Annotated in this window: 17 protein-coding genes; 9 read left to right on the plus strand and 8 right to left on the minus strand. The window is 33.0% G+C overall.

The window, feature by feature from the left end; all coding sequences use genetic code 11:
- Window positions 1-119: 119 nt before the first annotated feature.
- Entirely contained in the window at window positions 120-428 is a 309-nt protein-coding gene (locus TX86_RS07930) for a hypothetical protein (protein ID WP_042347807.1), read from the minus strand.
- 309 nt (window positions 429-737) lie between these two features.
- Here TX86_RS07930 and TX86_RS25705 point away from each other — a divergent pair, with 309 nt between their 5' ends.
- Genes TX86_RS25705 through TX86_RS27395 form a run of 3 tightly spaced genes read left to right on the plus strand, consistent with a single transcriptional unit; the run spans window position 738 to window position 4,360 of the window.
- On the plus strand, window positions 738-3,281 hold the full coding sequence (locus TX86_RS25705) for an AAA family ATPase (RefSeq protein ID WP_052343590.1): 2,544 nt from the start codon (window positions 738-740) through the stop codon (window positions 3,279-3,281).
- Between the two features lies 1 nt (window position 3,282).
- A complete protein-coding gene (locus TX86_RS27390) occupies window positions 3,283-3,918 on the plus strand; it encodes a 5-methylcytosine restriction system specificity protein McrC (RefSeq protein WP_042347810.1) in 636 nt (211 codons plus the stop codon).
- Window positions 3,919-3,949: 31 nt separating this feature from the next.
- Window positions 3,950-4,360 (plus strand): 5-methylcytosine restriction system specificity protein McrC, encoded by a 411-nt coding sequence (locus tag TX86_RS27395; RefSeq protein WP_268258257.1) that lies wholly within the window; start codon window positions 3,950-3,952, stop codon window positions 4,358-4,360.
- Window positions 4,361-4,499: 139 nt separating this feature from the next.
- Here the strand turns inward: TX86_RS27395 and TX86_RS07950 are convergent, their stop codons facing one another.
- Genes TX86_RS07950 through TX86_RS07965 form a run of 4 tightly spaced genes read right to left on the minus strand, consistent with a single transcriptional unit; the run spans window position 4,500 to window position 7,614 of the window.
- The gene (locus TX86_RS07950) at window positions 4,500-5,294 is read right to left on the minus strand and encodes an ABC transporter permease subunit (protein WP_042347814.1); all 795 of its coding nucleotides are present in this window, start codon (window positions 5,292-5,294) and stop codon (window positions 4,500-4,502) included.
- Window positions 5,295-5,309: 15 nt separating this feature from the next.
- Window positions 5,310-6,101 (minus strand): ABC transporter permease subunit, encoded by a 792-nt coding sequence (locus TX86_RS07955; RefSeq protein WP_042347815.1) that lies wholly within the window; start codon window positions 6,099-6,101, stop codon window positions 5,310-5,312.
- A 14-nt stretch (window positions 6,102-6,115) separates the two neighbouring features.
- Window positions 6,116-7,000 carry an ABC transporter ATP-binding protein gene (locus tag TX86_RS07960; protein WP_042347816.1) on the minus strand — a complete coding sequence of 295 codons (885 nt, stop codon included), beginning with the start codon at window positions 6,998-7,000 and terminating at the stop codon, window positions 6,116-6,118.
- Complete coding sequence (locus tag TX86_RS07965; RefSeq protein WP_042347818.1) at window positions 6,997-7,614, minus strand: TetR/AcrR family transcriptional regulator; 618 nt, start codon at window positions 7,612-7,614, stop codon at window positions 6,997-6,999. The genes TX86_RS07960 and TX86_RS07965 overlap by 4 nt, the downstream gene beginning before the upstream one ends.
- 633 nt (window positions 7,615-8,247) lie before the next feature.
- Here TX86_RS07965 and pxpB point away from each other — a divergent pair.
- The 6 genes from pxpB (at window position 8,248) to TX86_RS07995 (ending at window position 13,983) form a co-directional block, all read left to right on the plus strand.
- Complete coding sequence (pxpB, locus tag TX86_RS07970; protein WP_052343591.1) at window positions 8,248-8,958, plus strand: 5-oxoprolinase subunit PxpB; 711 nt, start codon at window positions 8,248-8,250, stop codon at window positions 8,956-8,958.
- Window positions 8,955-9,911, plus strand: coding sequence for a 5-oxoprolinase subunit C family protein (locus tag TX86_RS07975; protein WP_042347822.1), 957 nt, complete (start codon window positions 8,955-8,957; stop codon window positions 9,909-9,911). The genes pxpB and TX86_RS07975 overlap by 4 nt, the downstream gene beginning before the upstream one ends.
- A 13-nt stretch (window positions 9,912-9,924) precedes the next feature.
- A complete protein-coding gene (locus TX86_RS07980) occupies window positions 9,925-10,695 on the plus strand; it encodes a LamB/YcsF family protein (RefSeq protein ID WP_042347826.1) in 771 nt (256 codons plus the stop codon).
- Window positions 10,696-10,792: 97 nt separating this feature from the next.
- Window positions 10,793-11,983, plus strand: a complete 1,191-nt coding sequence (locus TX86_RS07985) for an NRAMP family divalent metal transporter (RefSeq protein ID WP_042347828.1) — start codon at window positions 10,793-10,795, stop codon at window positions 11,981-11,983.
- A gap of 21 nt (window positions 11,984-12,004) precedes the next feature.
- The gene (locus tag TX86_RS07990) at window positions 12,005-12,787 is read left to right on the plus strand and encodes a putative hydro-lyase (protein WP_042347831.1); all 783 of its coding nucleotides are present in this window, start codon (window positions 12,005-12,007) and stop codon (window positions 12,785-12,787) included.
- A gap of 242 nt (window positions 12,788-13,029) precedes the next feature.
- Window positions 13,030-13,983, plus strand: a complete 954-nt coding sequence (locus TX86_RS07995) for a bile acid:sodium symporter family protein (protein ID WP_042347833.1) — start codon at window positions 13,030-13,032, stop codon at window positions 13,981-13,983.
- Between the two features lie 51 nt (window positions 13,984-14,034).
- Here the strand turns inward: TX86_RS07995 and ilvD are convergent, their stop codons facing one another.
- The 3 genes from ilvD to TX86_RS08010 form a co-directional block, all read right to left on the minus strand.
- Complete coding sequence (ilvD, locus tag TX86_RS08000) at window positions 14,035-15,714, minus strand: dihydroxy-acid dehydratase (RefSeq protein WP_042347835.1); 1,680 nt, start codon at window positions 15,712-15,714, stop codon at window positions 14,035-14,037.
- A gap of 237 nt (window positions 15,715-15,951) precedes the next feature.
- Window positions 15,952-16,407: a CBO0543 family protein gene (locus tag TX86_RS08005; protein WP_052343592.1), complete on the minus strand. Its 456-nt coding sequence runs from the start codon at window positions 16,405-16,407 to the stop codon at window positions 15,952-15,954.
- A complete protein-coding gene (locus TX86_RS08010; RefSeq protein WP_081707605.1) occupies window positions 16,331-17,404 on the minus strand; it encodes a DUF2515 domain-containing protein in 1,074 nt (357 codons plus the stop codon). The genes TX86_RS08005 and TX86_RS08010 overlap by 77 nt, the downstream gene beginning before the upstream one ends.
- Between the last annotated feature and the right edge of the window lie 8 nt (window positions 17,405-17,412).

Raw genomic sequence — 17,412 nt, forward strand, 5'->3', positions numbered from 1 at the left:
GGTTTTTTTATGTCAAATACATAACAACAAAAAAACCTACCTTATCCCATTTGGGTTAAAGGTAGGTTTTAACAATAATCTTTTTTGTTCACCTATTCTTAGGTGAGTCTATTTAGAAGTTAATGCGTTGGAGTCAGTTCTTCCGAGCGCATGAATGCTTGATAAATATGCTCTGGAAAAAATTCTTTAATGAAAAGTTGAGCTAGCTCTTGATCAGTGGAGAATAAATGATTTAAGATTTCTGGAAAAAAAGGATTTTTAGGAAAATAATTATTGTCTGCAAAATTGTCATAAAGTGAAAGTGTTTTTTTGAAAAATGTACTTACAACATCAGAAGGAAAAACATCCATCCATATAGCTGCCTTTTCACCTGCAGTTAGTCCTTCTTGTTCAAATTTTACATAAATAGTTGAATCGATTTTATTCATAATTTTCACCTCATAATAAGATAAATAATAAAGATAATGTCTTACCTAAAACCTAGTATAGAATGTAAATGTGATGAAATAATGAGGAAATGTACGTTTTTGATAATTACGTAAAATTACCAATTATCTCCTAATTTTACGGAGTATTGAGACAATTTTGTCTCTTCGTACAAAGTAAGATAATTATAAATTATAATCATGTATATTGCACTTTTTAAATACTAAAATTTACTTGAATACCTCATTTTCTCTATTTATCAATAAATTTATAATATAATGATAACTGACAACATACGTAGAGGTGCAGATATGACATATGATGAATTAAAGAAGAGCTTATTAAAAGATGATTACATCATTCTTTCATACAAAAGGTATTTAGCTTTTAAACAAACAGATTTATATGATGAGTATTATAAAAAAGAAATATTAACACGTCTCCATCTTTTTTTAAAAGGGCAGGAAATCAATAGTTTAACAGTTAAAGATATCGTGCAAAAAATCCAAAAAGAAAACCCATCAGCTGGTAGCTTTGTTCATTGGAGTAATACAGCAGATTTAACGCATTATGCCGATGAACGTCCTGAAGAAGTTGCAGAATTACTAAATATGTTATTTTATACTACTGTACCATTAGAAGAAAGAATTGAAGCGTTCCGTGAAAAAGCTAAAGAGTTTAACAGTACCATTTCCTTAGGAGCGCCTTTATTCGGTTATTTATTTGCAGCTTTTGATTATAAGAAATACCCTCTATATAAACAGGAGATATTCACTGCAATCAAAAAAAGCTTTGGTATTGAATTAAAACTAGGCTCTGTTGGAATGAATTATGGAACATTTGTAGAAATATGTGAAATAACTCTCAAGTATTTACAAAAAACATATTCCGAAATAAATATTCTAGATGTACAAGACTTCTTTTATTGCAGTACGCAATATAATCAAGTTATCGTCGAAAGCGCTGTTGATTACTTATACAGTGAAGCAGTAAAACTAAGCATATTTATGAAACAGCCCGAATTATTATTGGAAACACTGTGTAAACAAGACAGTGAAACATTGCTTAAATTAAGAGAACAATATCGAAATAAGGAAAAAATTAACCTTATTAAATTTATGGTATTAGATCAAATAATAGAATCCGGCTCTATTACTCTTATTGAAATGGAAGAATTCAAAAATCAAGTTAAACAGAGATACGATACGAATATTATGCAATCATGGAATAATTTCACTATTTTATTTCAATTGTATTATTACAATACTAAACAGAAAGTTAAAGAAGAACAAAGAAAAATCCATGAAATAATACGTTCATTTGAAGCATTTCAAGGTATAAATTTCGAAGAGGAAAAAGTATTAAATGGCTTCAATTGGAATCAAAATTTCGGCTGTTCAGAATGTTGGCTAGCTGTCTATGAAAAAGGTTATTCCACACATCGGATGGCTCCTCAATTCTTTGTCTCAATTGATGAGAACAGAGTACGATATGGTTTATTATATGGTGATCAACATCCGAAAAGGGGACAAGAAGACACTTCCATCGAATCTGATATAGAACTATTCTCATATAATCTTTTTCAACAAAAAATGATCGATGTATTAAATACATTTCAAGAAAAGGAAGAGCCATTATCTGTGGACGATAATAATAAAGAAATAACAGTTGAATCGTGGATTAATCTTATTGAGGATGAAACTATTTTTAAAGAGATAGATTTTAAATATCTATCTACCATGTATAAACTAGGTGGGCAAGCAACAGCAACTCAATTGGCACAAGCTTTAGATAAGCATCCTTCTTCATTTAATAGTGCTGTTGCTCAGTTATCAAAACGTGTTATGGAAGCGACAAATAAAGTTCCAAAGCATACTAGGGAAGATGGATCCCTATGTTATTGGAATATGCTTTTCGAAGGAGAAGAGCTGGAAAATGGACATTTCAACTGGATTCTAAAACCAAACTTAAAATGTGCATTAGAAGTAACTTCTAGAAACAGTACTCTAGAAGCATACACGAAAGATGATTTCTTAAGAGAAGTATTTATTGATGATGATCAATATGAGACTATTGTTAATTTATTACAATATAAGAAAAATATCATTTTTCAAGGACCTCCAGGAGTAGGGAAAACATTTGTTTCGAAGCGATTAGCCTATTCTCTCATGGGTGTTAAAGACGAAACTCGTGTAGAATTAGTTCAGTTTCACCAAAACTATGCATATGAAGACTTTGTAATGGGTTTCCGTCCAGATGAACATGGTTTTTCACTTCAATTTGGTGTCTTTTATGATTTTTGTCAACGGGCATTAGAAAACCCTGAAAAAGATTACTATTTTATTATCGATGAAATTAATCGAGGAAATTTATCAAAGATTTTTGGAGAGCTCTTCATGCTAATTGAGCGTGATAAAAGGGATGAATTTGTAACGATGGGGTATTCAAAAGACCGTTTTACTGTTCCAAGTAACGTTTATATAATCGGAACAATGAATACGGCTGACAGATCTTTAGCTCAGCTAGAAATTGCTTTACGTCGCCGTTTCGCTTTCATCACACTTGTACCTGCATTTAATGAGAAATGGAAGCAAACGATGCATCAATATGGAATTTCAGATCAAATGATTTCTAGAATTCTTCGAGCTGTAAACATAATGAATAAAGAGATCTCATCTGATTTTCAACTAGGACAAGGTTATTTAATAGGGCATTCTTTCTTTACCTCAAAGCCAGAAAGCTTAGATGAACAAATATGGTTTGATGGAATTATTTCTTTTGAAATTAGTCCACTACTTGAAGAATACTTTTACGATCGCCCAGAAATTGTAGCAACAATCTTAGAGGAAATATGAAATGGAACAGCTTTTTAAAGTTCCAATTCGTAATCTTTATTGTTTACTTAGCTACATGAATGAAATGCCAGAGCTTGTTAATAGCTTAAACGATGTTGATGAAGATTTAATCACATATGATTTTATCGCGAAACAGTTTCTTACCGAAGTGCACTATTTACATCGACGAGGATTGTTAAAAGATTATATTGTAAATAAAGAAGAAACTAGTCGACTTGGTGGTCGCGTCATGATGAATGAGTCTATGTCATTTATCATATCGAAGAAGCCTGTTGTGGTTTGTGAAAAAGACGAGTATTCCAATAATATACTACTGAATCAAGTGCTGAAAGCAACTTTGAAAGCTATATGTCGAAATCGCTACGTAAAAGAAGAAACTAGAGTGAAAAGTTTCATAGACTTAGAATTGTTAACAGAGATTGACGATATCGCTTTAACAAAGGAAATGTTTTCACGCATCCATTTCAAAAGACATACGAATCATTATAAACGAATGATTCATATTGCTAAAATGCTACATGAACTGACATTATTGTCTCATAAACATGGTAATTGGAGCTTATTTTCTGCAGAAATAGATGATAAAGCACTTAATCACATTTTTGAGAAGTTTTTGATTAACTTTTTTTCGAGTTGAACAAAAAAACTATACAGTATCATCTGAAGTGATGAAATGGAATTTAGAAGGAAATAGTTCTTTACTGCCAACAATGCGAACTGATGTCTCATTAACTCATAAAAAAGAAGCTAAAAAAATCATTATTGATGCGAAATTTTACAAAAATATGTTCCAAGAAAACTTCGGTAAATCATCATTTCATAGTCACAATATGTATCAATTGTTTACGTACATGATGCATCAAGCAGAAGACCAAGACATAAGAGGAATTTTGATTTATCCGTATAACGGCACCACAATTAACGAAATATATCGCTGGAATAAACGGACTACAATGGAAGTTATGACTCTAAATTTAGATGATACATGGGCAGATATATATGAAAATCTCATGAAAGTAGTGAAAGAGTCACATATTGGTTCTAAAAATGTTCCATATTTAGAACCGACAAGAATATAGCTATAGATTAAGAATAGTTTGTAAGATTAATAACTATTATACTAAATGAAAAAACCAGCAAATATGGCTCAATACCATGTTTGCTGGTTTTTTTAACTTATTTAAAAATATATACAATACACCATTGCTTTTTGAATTATTAAGATTTCAAATCTCTTTTATTATGCAAGATGAAGGAGCCAGTAACACAAACAATAGAGACTGCTACACAAACCCAAATATATTTAGTATCAAGGCCATCTCGTAAGATTATTTTTCCATCAAAATATTTGAAAGGGGTGATATATCGGAAGAAATCCGCTTTTTTACTTAAATCCGAGAAAATAGACATGAATAAACACGCCATTACAATCCCAAATGAGATATTACTTGCCATTTTCGTTCTTGTTGTAAGAAAGGAAATGAATAAACCAATACTAAAGAATATAAGCTGAATAAACAAAAGACCCGTCATCATTGGCAATAGGTCATGAAAAATATTCGTTTTATCAATTACTTTCACTAGTAATACGCTATATAAGAAAGTAACGGTATTTAGTAGAAACATATTAATCATGCATATTAATAGTTTATAACTCAATATTTGAGAACGTTTCATTCCTTTTACATATAAAAATTCAAAAGTTCGATCTCGTTCTTCTTTTGAAAAGATAGAAGTACCCATGCTAGAAGCATGAAAAGCTGCTATAACAGCAATATATAGAAAAATAACAGAAAAGATACCGGTAATATTCGTGAAATCCACCATACCAACACCGAATAAGGCTTGCATCGATTTTGGCATCTGCTCTAATAAGTCTGTCATTGATTGTCCGTTATCATTTGTCATACCCATCGATTTGGCAACACTAATTCCAATTAAAACCATCGTACCAATTAGCCAAAGACATAATGATTTAAAATTCGCTTTCCACTCATGAAATAATAAACTCATCTTATTTCTCCTCCCTTAAGCATTAATGTCTTTTGTTTTATACAGATAAAAACCCAGTACGATAAAACAAAGGGTAAGAATTGTACCTGTAATAAACGTCGACACTTCATAGGAGTGATGATCAACAATATAACTAGGATTTAAATAACTCATAGGTGATAAATATTTTAATGCTGTATCATTATACATATTCGCAACCATTTCAAGTGCAAAAAACAATGCACCAATACCGATTCCTATTGTAACTGGCGATTTAATTTTATTAAAAAGGCAGCCCATGAAAAAACCAAAGCTTAAAAACATAATTTGTGTAAAGAAAAGGGCACCAACGAGTAAGAAAAATACGTTCCAATCAATTTTTTCTACATAAGTAATCGCCGCAAAGTAGGTGACAATAAGATAAATAATATTTGTGAAGATAATACAAATAAATACTGTAATGAACTTTTCTCCTAAAATTTGCAGTCGATTCATTGGTTTTGTAAAAAGAAAGTCACTCGTTTTACGTGTTTTTTCCTTAGAGATTACATTAATTCCTAAAATAAGAGCTTGAATCGCACCAACAAAAATTAAATAGACAACGCAGAAGCTATAAAATCCATTGAACGTTTCAATACCAGCGTTACCTAAACCAAACGCCTTTAACACCTCAGGTGGATAGCTCGCCATTAATGTTTTAAGCGCTTCTACATCACTTGTATATGCAGGGAAAATTGAAATGAAAACAAAACCAAGCAAGCCAAGTGCAATAGCCCAAACGATTGTTGATTTCATATTGATTTTCATTTCATATTTTAAAACATTCATAAGAACGGCCTCCTTTATTCCTTATCGTAGTAGTGCATGAAAATCTCTTCTAAATCTGGTTCAGTAATATCGAGATTGATTAATGAAAGAGTACTAATTTTAGCTACTAATTCATTAATATTACCTTTAAAGATAAAGGAAGCATGTGTTTCAATCACTTCAAGCTGTGTGACACCTTCCATTTCGAAAATCTCGGCATCAATTGATGTATCTGCTTCTAGAGTGATTTTTTTATAACTATTTTCTCTTAATGCGGCAATCGTTTCTAATTTAATGATTTTGCCATCTTTAATAAATCCAACTCGGTCACATAGCTTTTGAACCTCGGATAAAATGTGAGATGAGAAGAAGATGGTCGCTCCTTTTTTATTTTCTTCTTTAATGAGTTCAAAGAATTTATTTTGCATTAATGGATCTAAGCCGCCGGTAGGTTCATCAAGAATAATGAGTTTGGGACTATGTAATAAGCCTTGAATAATACCGACTTTTTTTCGATTTCCAAAAGATAAATCTTCAATCTTTCTATTAGGATCAAGCTCTAAAATTTCACATAATTCTTTCGTTCTTGCACTACAATCTTTTTTATAGAAGGAAGCAGAGTACTTTAATAAATCCTTCACCTTCATATTGTCATAATAGAAAACTTCACTCGGTAGGTAACCAATATCTTTCGCTATTTCACTAGCATGTTTGATGCAATCTTTACCGAATATCGTTGCTGTACCACTAGTAGGGTATATAAGAGAAAGTAATGTACGAATTGTAGTTGATTTTCCAGCACCATTGGGTCCAATAAATCCAAAGATTTCGCCTTCTTTAATGTTTAAATCAATGTCTTGAATGCCGCGTTCTTTTCCATAAAGCTTCGTTAAACCTTTAATCTCAATTGCGTTTTTCATACATATTCCTCCTTATAAAAAGCTTGGCGATACATTTGTAAATAAGCATCAAATTCCTCTATAATTTGTTCTGGATTAATTTCCCCTTGTTGATTCTTTTGGTCAACAAATCCTTTTGCAGCCCATGTAATTGTATTTATAATCATTTCAAGATTCATATGCTCTTTAAATTTACTGTAATCAACATTTTGGAACAAAGAAGCGATAAATTCTTGTGATAGCTTATTACTTTCAGTATTAACTTCTTCGATAACTTCTGATGCTGTTTCATGATATACACGCATTAGAAAATCAAAAATAGCAGGGTATTGCTGAATGATTTTTAATTTACTGCATGTCGTTATTCTTAGTATTTCAAAGAAATCAGTTTCACTTTGATCCATCGAATCATTCATGATATTTACACAATATTCGATACAGTATTCAAATAAACTTAGATAAAGCTTCTTCTTGGAACCAAAATAATGAAAAAGTAAACCTTTTGAAATACCAGCGCTAGTAATAATTTCATCCGTAGTTGCTTTTTTATATTCGTGTTTACCGAAAATCGAAATAGCACCATTTAAAATTCGGTCTTGTTTTTCTTTTGGTAAGTTTCTGAATTTGTCATTCATCTTACAGCACCTCCTTCTTGAAAGTGTATTGACTATATTAGTCAATACACTAAGTATAAGTCTATTGACCAAATCAGTCAATTTCGTTTTTGATAGTTTTATACTGTGCTCATAATATGATTTTCAGTAATAAAGACTATTACTCGGTGACATTAACAGGGATAATTATACATACTATACTAAAGTCCACATATGTGATGATGGTGTGAAAAGAATGAACTCTTTAGAAGAAAAAATTTACTAATAAGAATCGCAAAAATGTATTACGAACAGAACATGAAGAAACAGCAAAACAAATTAGATAAATAAAAGTAAAAACCACAAAGTTATTGGGATGCTTTACGGTTTTTAACTATATAGGAGGTTGGAAAATATGCATTATTTTATTCATCCATAGATTTGTCCCTTGGGAATTCAATGTATATTTTGTCGCATTCTTTTAATATTTTATGGAATTACTTAAAATAAATGTCGATAATCCTCTATAAAACACCATTAATATAACAGAAAATACAAAATAGAATTGATTTTTTAAATTATTTTAGTATAATTAAAACAATACACTTTCAATCCATTGTATCTTTATACAAAACTATCTTTTCTGATATCATCAACCCAAAGGGGGTGCCAAAGTTGAATTATTCGCTTTATCCACTTGGAGATCGAGCTATATTAATCGAGTTTGGTCAAGTAATCCATCCAGATATCCAACAAAAAGTACAAATTATCTCAACTTTCATTGAAGAATCTATGCCAGAATGGCTGATAGAATATATTCCTGCATTCACTACTATTACACTTTTTTATGACCCAATAAAAATACTAAGTAAACATTCTTACATACTTCCATACCATTTTGTTTGCAATGAGATTAGCCAACTACTAAATAATTTACAAACGAATAACACGTTAGAACCTAGAGTAGTAGAGATTCCTGTATATTACGGTGGGGAATTGGGGCCTGATTTAGAATATGTGGCGGAATATAACAACTTAACAACCGATGAAGTAATTCATATTCATTCTTCTGGAGAATATCTCGTGTATATGATTGGTTTTGCACCAGGCTTTCCATATTTAGGAGGTCTGAGTGAAAAAATAGCCACACCACGAAGACAATCTCCTAGATTATCAATACCTCCAAGATCCGTAGGAATTGCTGGTGAGCAGACTGGCATTTATCCTATAGAAACACCTGGAGGATGGCAAATTATTGGACAGACTCCATTACCTTTATTTTTACCTAATCAAAATCCTCCTACAATGCTCAAATCTGGTGACATCATAAAATTTAAATCTATAAGCTACACTGAATTTTTAGAATTGGAGGGGCAACATATATGATTACGGTCTTAAAACCTGGGCTCCTAACGACGATACAAGATTTAGGTCGTTTTGGGTTTCAAAAATATGGAGTTATTGCAAGCGGAGCAATGGATCCACTATCACATCGGATAGCCAATATGTTAGTTGGAAATAAAGAAGATGAAGCAGTAATGGAAATTACATTAGTGGGACCTACGCTACAATTTGAACAAGACGTAGTAATTGCTTTATGTGGAGCAGATTTCTCTCCTTTATTAGATGGAAAATTAATTTCGATGTGGAAGCCCGTCATTGTGAAAAGAGGGAACATATTAACAATAGGATCTGCTAAGAGAGGATGTAGAGCCTATTTATCTGTTTCAGGTGGTTTTGCAATTTCTGAAATAATGAATAGTAAATCTACATACTTAAGAGGAAAAATAGGTGGTTTCAAGGGTAGAGCTTTGCGAAAAAATGACCAAATACAATTAACACATTTACCCCTACATATTAATATACGTAATAATTGGAGACCAACTACAAAGCTAGTTCCTAATTTAAACTCAAATAAAATAATTAGAGTAATCCAAGGACGACAATATCATTTGTTTAGTGAAGATAGTTTGAATGTGTTTTTTTCGGAAGATTTCGAAATATCAATAAGTTCAGATAGAATGGGTTATAGATTAAAGGGTCCTCATCTAACATTGAAAAACAAAAAAGAAATGATTTCTGAAGCAGTTAGCTTTGGCACTATTCAAGTCCCAGCTGAAGGAAACCCTATCATTTTATTGGCTGATCGGCAAACGACTGGAGGTTATCCTAAAATTGCTCAAGTCGTTTCTGTCGATTTACCTCATTTGGCTCAGGCAAAGCCAGGAGACAAGCTGAGATTTCTTCAAGTTAGTCATGAAGAAGCTCAAAAACTCTATCTAAGACGAGAAATAAAGATGAATATTTTAAAGAAAGCAATAAATTTCAAATTACATTAGGAGGAGAAAGCATATGGCTTATGTTGATATTAACTGTGATATGGGAGAAAGCTTTGGAGCTTATAAAATGGGACGAGATGAAGAAATACTAGATCATATTACTTCAATCAATATAGCATGTGGATTTCATGCTGGTGATCCAACAACAATGCGGAAAACGGTACAATTAGCTTTAGAAAAAAATGTAGCGATTGGCGCACATCCTGGATTTCAAGATTTAGTAGGGTTTGGTCGAAGAAATATGAATGTATCACCACAGGAAGTGTATGACATCGTTACTTATCAAATAGGTGCATTGTATGCATTTGTTAAAGCGGAAGGTGGAGTATTACAGCATGTAAAGCCCCATGGCGCGCTATATAATATGGCTTCAACAAATACAGCACTATCAGAAGCAATCGCTGAAGCGATTTATAAAGTGAATCCTGAATTAATATTATTTGGCCTTTCAGGAAGTGAACTTGTGAAGGCCGGAAAACGAATTGGTTTGTGCTCAGCCAATGAAGTATTTTCTGATCGAACATATCAGCATGATGGAACATTAACATCAAGAAACAATAGCAATGCACTTATAAAAGAGAGTGATGTAGCTGTTAAACAAGTTATTAAAATGATAAAAGAAGGAAAAGTCCAATCACTACAAGGAACGGAAATAGCCATTGAAGCAAATACCATTTGTATACATGGTGATGGTGAGAGTGCTTTAGATTTCGCAAAATATATTTCAACTACACTTCAGAACGCTGATATTAATATTCTTAAAATAGCCGAATTCTTAAAATAATATATTTTTCTTCAATTTTTCTTCTCATACTTAACATAATGAACTATCCGCACTTAACATCTTTTGATCTATGACAACTGAACAGGAGGAAATACATATGAAAAAACAGTCTCATACGAGTTTATTATTAGGAGCCGCCTTCCTGATGGCAACCTCAGCAATTGGTCCGGGTTTCTTAACACAAACCACCGTTTTCACAGAACAGCTTCTGGCAAGCTTTGGTTTTGTTATTTTAATCTCCATTATCATTGATATAGGAGCTCAAATGAATATATGGCGAATTATTGCTGTTTCTGAAAAACGAGCTCAAGATATCGCAAATGACGTTTTACCAGGCTTAGGTTATTTTCTAGCAGCGCTAATTGTATTAGGAGGCCTCGCCTTTAATATAGGAAATATCGCTGGAGCAGGTTTAGGTGTAAATGTAATATTCGGTGTATCTCCAGAAATGGGAGCATTAATCAGTGGGATTATCGCCTTATGTATTTTTCTAGTACGTGAAGCTGGAAAGGCGATGGATCGCTTCGCACAAATCATGGGTTTTGTCATGATTATTCTCATGGTATACGTTATGTTTACTGCTAAGCCGCCAGTTGGTGAAGCGGTAGTAAAATCATTTATCCCAGATGAAATTAATCTTTTAGCAATAGTTACATTAGTAGGGGGGACAGTAGGGGGCTATATTACTTTTGCTGGTGGACACAGACTAATTGATGCTGGAATTAAAGGACAAAAAGCATTACCTGAGGTTACAAAAAGTGCAGTAAGTGCAATTGGAATTGCATCTATCATGAGAATATTCTTATTTTTAGCTGCTCTAGGAATTGTCACTCAAGGTCTGCCATTAGATTCAAATAATCCAGCTGCTTCTGTATTCCAGCATGCTGCAGGTAATGTTGGTTATAAAATGTTCGGTATCATCATTTGGGCAGCTGCTGTTACTTCCGTTATAGGTGCCGCATATACTTCCGTTTCTTTTATTAAAACGTTTAGCAAGACAGTTGATAAATATCAAAAGTGGTTCGTAATGGGTTTTATCGTTATCTCTACTACAGTATTTGTCTTGGTTGGTAAGCCAGTTAATATTCTTTTATTAGCTGGTTCTGTAAATGGGTTAATCTTACCAATTGCACTAGGTGTTATGCTTATTGCTGTCTACAAAAAGAGTATTGTAGGGGATTATAAGCATCCTTTATGGATGACGATATTTGGCGTCCTTATAGTAATTACAATGGCTTATATGGGAGTAGTAACATTAATTGACGGTATTCCACAATTATTTAAATAAACTATTAGGAGGGACCTAAGGTTGGAAAATAAATCACCAAAGCAAATTAGAGAACTTATTCGAAATAATAAATGGATTAAGCCTACTACTGGTTTGGCAAAAGGCTATATTCAAGCAAACTTAGCAGTATTACCTAAGGAACAGGCATTTGATTTTCTTTTATTTGCCCAAAGAAATCCTAAATCATGTCCAATTATTGATGTTACTGAACCAGGTTCTGGTGTACCAATATTATCAGCTCCTAATGCCAATATAAAAACTGATATTCCGAAATATAGAGTATTCCGAAAAGGAGAGCTAACAGAAGAACTAACCGATGTTACTTCTGTTTGGGACGACAACATGGTTGGATTCTTAATTGGTTGTAGTTTTACTTTTGAAGAAGCTCTTTTAAAAAATGGTATTCCTATTAGACATATCGAAGAAAACTGCAATGTGCCTATGTATCAAACGAATATACAAAGCATTAAAGCAGGACATTTCGAGGGACCAATGGTCGTAAGTATGCGTCCAATGTTGGAAAAGGATGCGATTCGAGCTATACAAATTACTAGTCGTTTTCCATCTGTTCATGGAGCGCCCGTTCATGTTGGTAAACCTGAAGTAATAGGTATTCAAAATATTAACAAACCAGACTTTGGAGATGCTGTTACTATTAAGCAGGGAGAAATACCTGTTTTCTGGGCTTGTGGAGTTACTCCGCAAGCAGTAGCTATGCATGTAAAACCAGAGATTATGATAACTCATGCTCCTGGCTATATGTTTATTACAGATTTAAAGAATGATCAATTTAGTATTTTATAATGACTTAGGCGTCCCAAAAGTGATTGAAATCACTTTCGGGACGCCTTTTTACGCTATTTTTCGTTCGAAATCAGTCTCATTTTAATCTTATTTTTAATTTGTAGACAAAAAGGGATAATTTTTAGTGATTTTGTATAAATATACTGAAAAATCTCTCGTGTAAATATACAGAATAGACAGACTACTAAAGAGAGGTGTATACTCAAATGCATGTAATTAAGTAAGGAAAAGAGGAGTAAACTTTGCTAGCTAGTTTGAATAAAAACCTACAAAAATGGATGCCTATTTTGACACCGCTTAGTCTTGTGGTAGGTGCATTGTTTGACAATATTGGAAATTCTTTTTTATTTTTAGTTCCATGGCTCTTCGCATTTATGACGTTTTCTAGTAGCTTAAGTATGAACTTTAAGGATGTAAAGAGCTTTACTAAATATCATACTATTATATTATTTACCATCGCATTCTTACATATTCTTATGCCTGTTTGGGCGTACTTTGTAGCAACAGCAATCTTTCACGATCATTTACTAACAATTGGCTTTATTATCTCAATGGCTGTACCAACAGGCATTACCAGTTTCATTTGGGTGAGTATATGCCGTGGTAATCTTCCGTTATGTTTATCCATAATATTGATTGATACACTATTATCGCCGCTTATTATGCCTACTTTATTGCATATTGTTGTTGGTGAATCCATTTCTATTGACACATCTTCGCTTATAATCAATTTACTTTGGATGATTGTACTGCCATCGATTACAGGTGTTCTATTAAATGAACTAACAAAAGGGAAGATTGAGATAACACTTAGTAAAAAACTCGCACCATTTTCTAAGCTATGTATTTTCAGTATTGTCATGATTAATAGTAGTGCCATTTCTCCTTATTTGAAAAATTTCACATGGGAACTGGTAGGTATCGTTTTAGTTGTTTTCTTCCTTGCAGCATCTGGCTATACGTTTGCTTTAATCATCGGTCATATTCTTTGGAAAGACAAACGTCATGTTATAACTCTCGTATTTACTGGAGGTATGAGAAATATCGCTGTTGGTGTTGTTGTAGCAAGTACTTATTTTCCAGCAAAAGTGGCTATGCCAGTTGTATTTGGAATGCTGTTTCAACAAGTGTTAGCATCACTATTTAGTAAGGTAATAGAAAGGTACCAAACAAATTTTGAAACAATCTCTGCATAAGAAAAACGCAACCTTAAAAAATAGGAGGTTGCGTTTTTTTTGGTAGTTATCTTAAATTTTCATTACTCCACCAGTATTAGCAGAAGTAACAAGTTTAGAATATCGAGCTAAGTAACCTGTTTTTACTTTTGGTTCGAAGCCTTTCCAGTTGGCTTTACGTTTTGCCATTTCTTCATCAGAGATTTCTAATTGAATAGTACGGTTATTCATATCTAATTCGATAATATCACCATCTTCAACGAATGCGATTGGACCGCCTTCAGCTGCTTCAGGAGAGATGTGGCCGATACTAATACCACGAGATGCACCAGAGAAGCGTCCATCAGTAATTAAACCAACTTTAGCGCCTAAGCCACGACCAACAATTTGTGAAGTAGGAGCAAGCATTTCTGGCATACCTGGTCCTCCTTTAGGTCCTTCATAACGAATAACAACTACATGACCTTCTTGAACTTTACCTGTGATAATGCCTGATAATGCATCTTCTTGAGAATCAAAGCAAATTGCAGGTCCTTTATGGTATCCACCTACAGAAGGATCAACTGCACCAACTTTTACGATTGATCCAAGTGGAGCTAAGTTGCCGAATAATACTGCAAGTCCACCTTTTTCAGAATGTGGATTATCTAATGGATGAATAACATCTTTATCTAGAATATCAGCACCTGCTACATTTTCACGAATTGTTTTGCTACTTACTGATAGGCAATCTCCGTTAAACGCGCCTGGTTTTTTCAATAACTCATTGATAATAGCACTTACACCACCAGCATTATGCACATCTTCAATATGATAATCTGATGCTGGAGCAATTTTTGCAAGGTGAGGTACACGCTCAGCAATTTCATTAATACGCTCCATTGGATATTCAATGCCTGCTTCATGAGCTAATGCAAGGGTATGTAATACGGTATTAGTTGAACCACCCATTGCCATATCTAATGCAAATGCATTATCAATTGCATCGATTGTTACAATGTCACGAGGCTTAATATCTTTTTTGATTAATTCCATTAATTGCTTCGCTGATTTTTTCACAAATTCTTTACGATCTTCAGAGATAGCTAGAATTGTTCCGTTGCCAGGTAGCGCTAAACCTAAGCCTTCTGCTAAACAGTTCATTGAGTTAGCTGTGAACATACCTGAACATGAACCACATGTAGGACAAGCTACTGTTTCAATTTCTTGTAATCTAGCTTCATCAATTTGTCCAGCTTGATATGCTCCAACACCTTCGAATACAGATGTAAGAGATAGAGCGTTACCTTCGCTGTCTTTACCAGCTTTCATCGGACCACCACTTACGAAAATACTTGGAATATTAACACGAAGTGCAGCCATCATCATACCTGGAGTGATTTTATCGCAGTTTGGAATACAAACCATTCCGTCGAACCAGTGAGCAGAAACAACTGTTTCAATCGAATCAGCAATAATCTCACGGCTAGGTAAAGAATAACGCATACCGATATGTCCCATTGCAATACCATCATCTACTCCGATTGTATTGAATTCAAATGGAACACCACCAGCTTCACGAATTGCTTTTTTTACAATCTTTCCGAATTCCTGTAAATGAACATGTCCTGGAACAATATCAATATAGGAATTACAAACGGCAATAAACGGTTTGCCAAAGTCTTCTTCTTTAACGCCAGCTGCTCTAAGCAAGCTTCGATGTGGAGCACGGTCTACACCTTGCTTAATCATGTTGCTACGTAATTCAGTCATGCAAAATCATCTCCATTTATAAAGTTATCAATTATATCAAAATTATTTGAATTATTGCTCATTTTAACACTAATTCTCGGAATATCCTACATTATTAAACAATTTTTTTGAAAAAAATTTAAAAATCTTCACTTTAATTAATAATCGATTAGCTATTTCGGGAATTTTTCACTCTTATTTGTAAATTTCACTATTCTAGCTTGCTAAGACGTATATAGTTAGTCTATTTTTTAAAGGTTATTGCTTATTTTGCCAATGATGGAATGAATAAATAATTATTAAAAACAATATATAGCCATAGAAAGAATATATATGCTCCCATGATTTATGATGTATAAAAAAACCAAATGTTTCAGATTGCTTCTCTATAATCGACATGATAAAACTCAAGACCAAAATAAGCGCTGCTCTAGCCCACGAATTTATTTTTTTACTGATGTATAGAAACAAAGCAATAAAAAGTGGGAGAGCGAATAAAGTAAATACAATATTAATAGTAAAAACATCGGGAAATAATCGCTTAGGAAACACATATAAGCCTTTTCCAACAAAAAAAAGGTCTAAATACGTTCCAAGCAAGGAAGCAAGAAGCATTGCGGGTAGAAACTTCGTTAGTTTACAAATCAAATGAGAAGAACGTTTTTTTGGCAATTGCTGCAAGCTCGATATTTTCGATTGTTTGACAATATTCATCTTCGATCTCTCCTAATACATTTTCTTCGGCATGGATTAGATAATTTATAATCTGCCAATCTTCATACCAATCAATAATTTCTGCACTAGCATGATTGTAATTCTTCCAAGCGTATTCTAATTTAGGGCTATAGAAACGTGCTGCACCTGCATTTAACCGACAAGATCTTAGTCTAGGTTTTAATTTATTCCAAGGGACACTTTCATCAACATCATTAAAAATATGAGACCAATAATCTTTTCTAGAACCTGTGTGTGGAGTAGCGTATGCAAACCGCTCTACTAACTTCAAGTTACTAGGATTATTAAAGAGAATGGAATATAATCGTTTTCCTAATAAAATACGCTTATGTAAATTTTGAAAATGATGAAGTGTTGCTCCAATTAACTTTACGTTTCCATCTTTATGAAATGGAAATAGAATCTGATTCATCGATAGTAAATCTTGCAATTGATATTCCAGTGTATTAAAGATTGTTTTTTTATAAGAAGGGTTTTGAATGACCCTTAACTCTAAATAACTTTGCTCATTAATGATTAAAGCAATAGTAAGAATATATGAATCTCGTTTTAAATAGAAATGGTTCCAAATGATTCTCATAAAGATTGATACATGAAAATAGGGAAGAAGGTGAAAGAGATTTTTTCCTTGTTTTAAAGATTCTTCATATAGTAAAAATTGAGGATAAGCATCTTGAAAGATAAGCCAATTTCCACGTTCCAAAAAAGTAAAAAATGACGTTCGTTGTTTACTTGAAAGTAGACGTGATAGTAATGTTCCATTTAAATCAGTCATATTCCAGCCACCATTACGTGAAACCATATGACCTAAAAAGGCCCAATGAATTTCAGTGTGGCGCTGATAAAAATCTAAATAGGCTTTCGTTCTAGTTATGTTGTTACTGTTTAAAGCATTAGTTTGGGCTTTTATATTTTCGATAAGTTTCTTTTCTTTCGATGAAATAACATGCTTCTTGTCATTTGGCACATCAGTCATTATTAAAT

It is taken from the genome of Bacillus massiliigorillae, assembly GCF_000380245.2.
GTDB lineage: Bacteria > Bacillota > Bacilli > Bacillales > DSM-1321 > Bacillus_AD > Bacillus_AD massiliigorillae.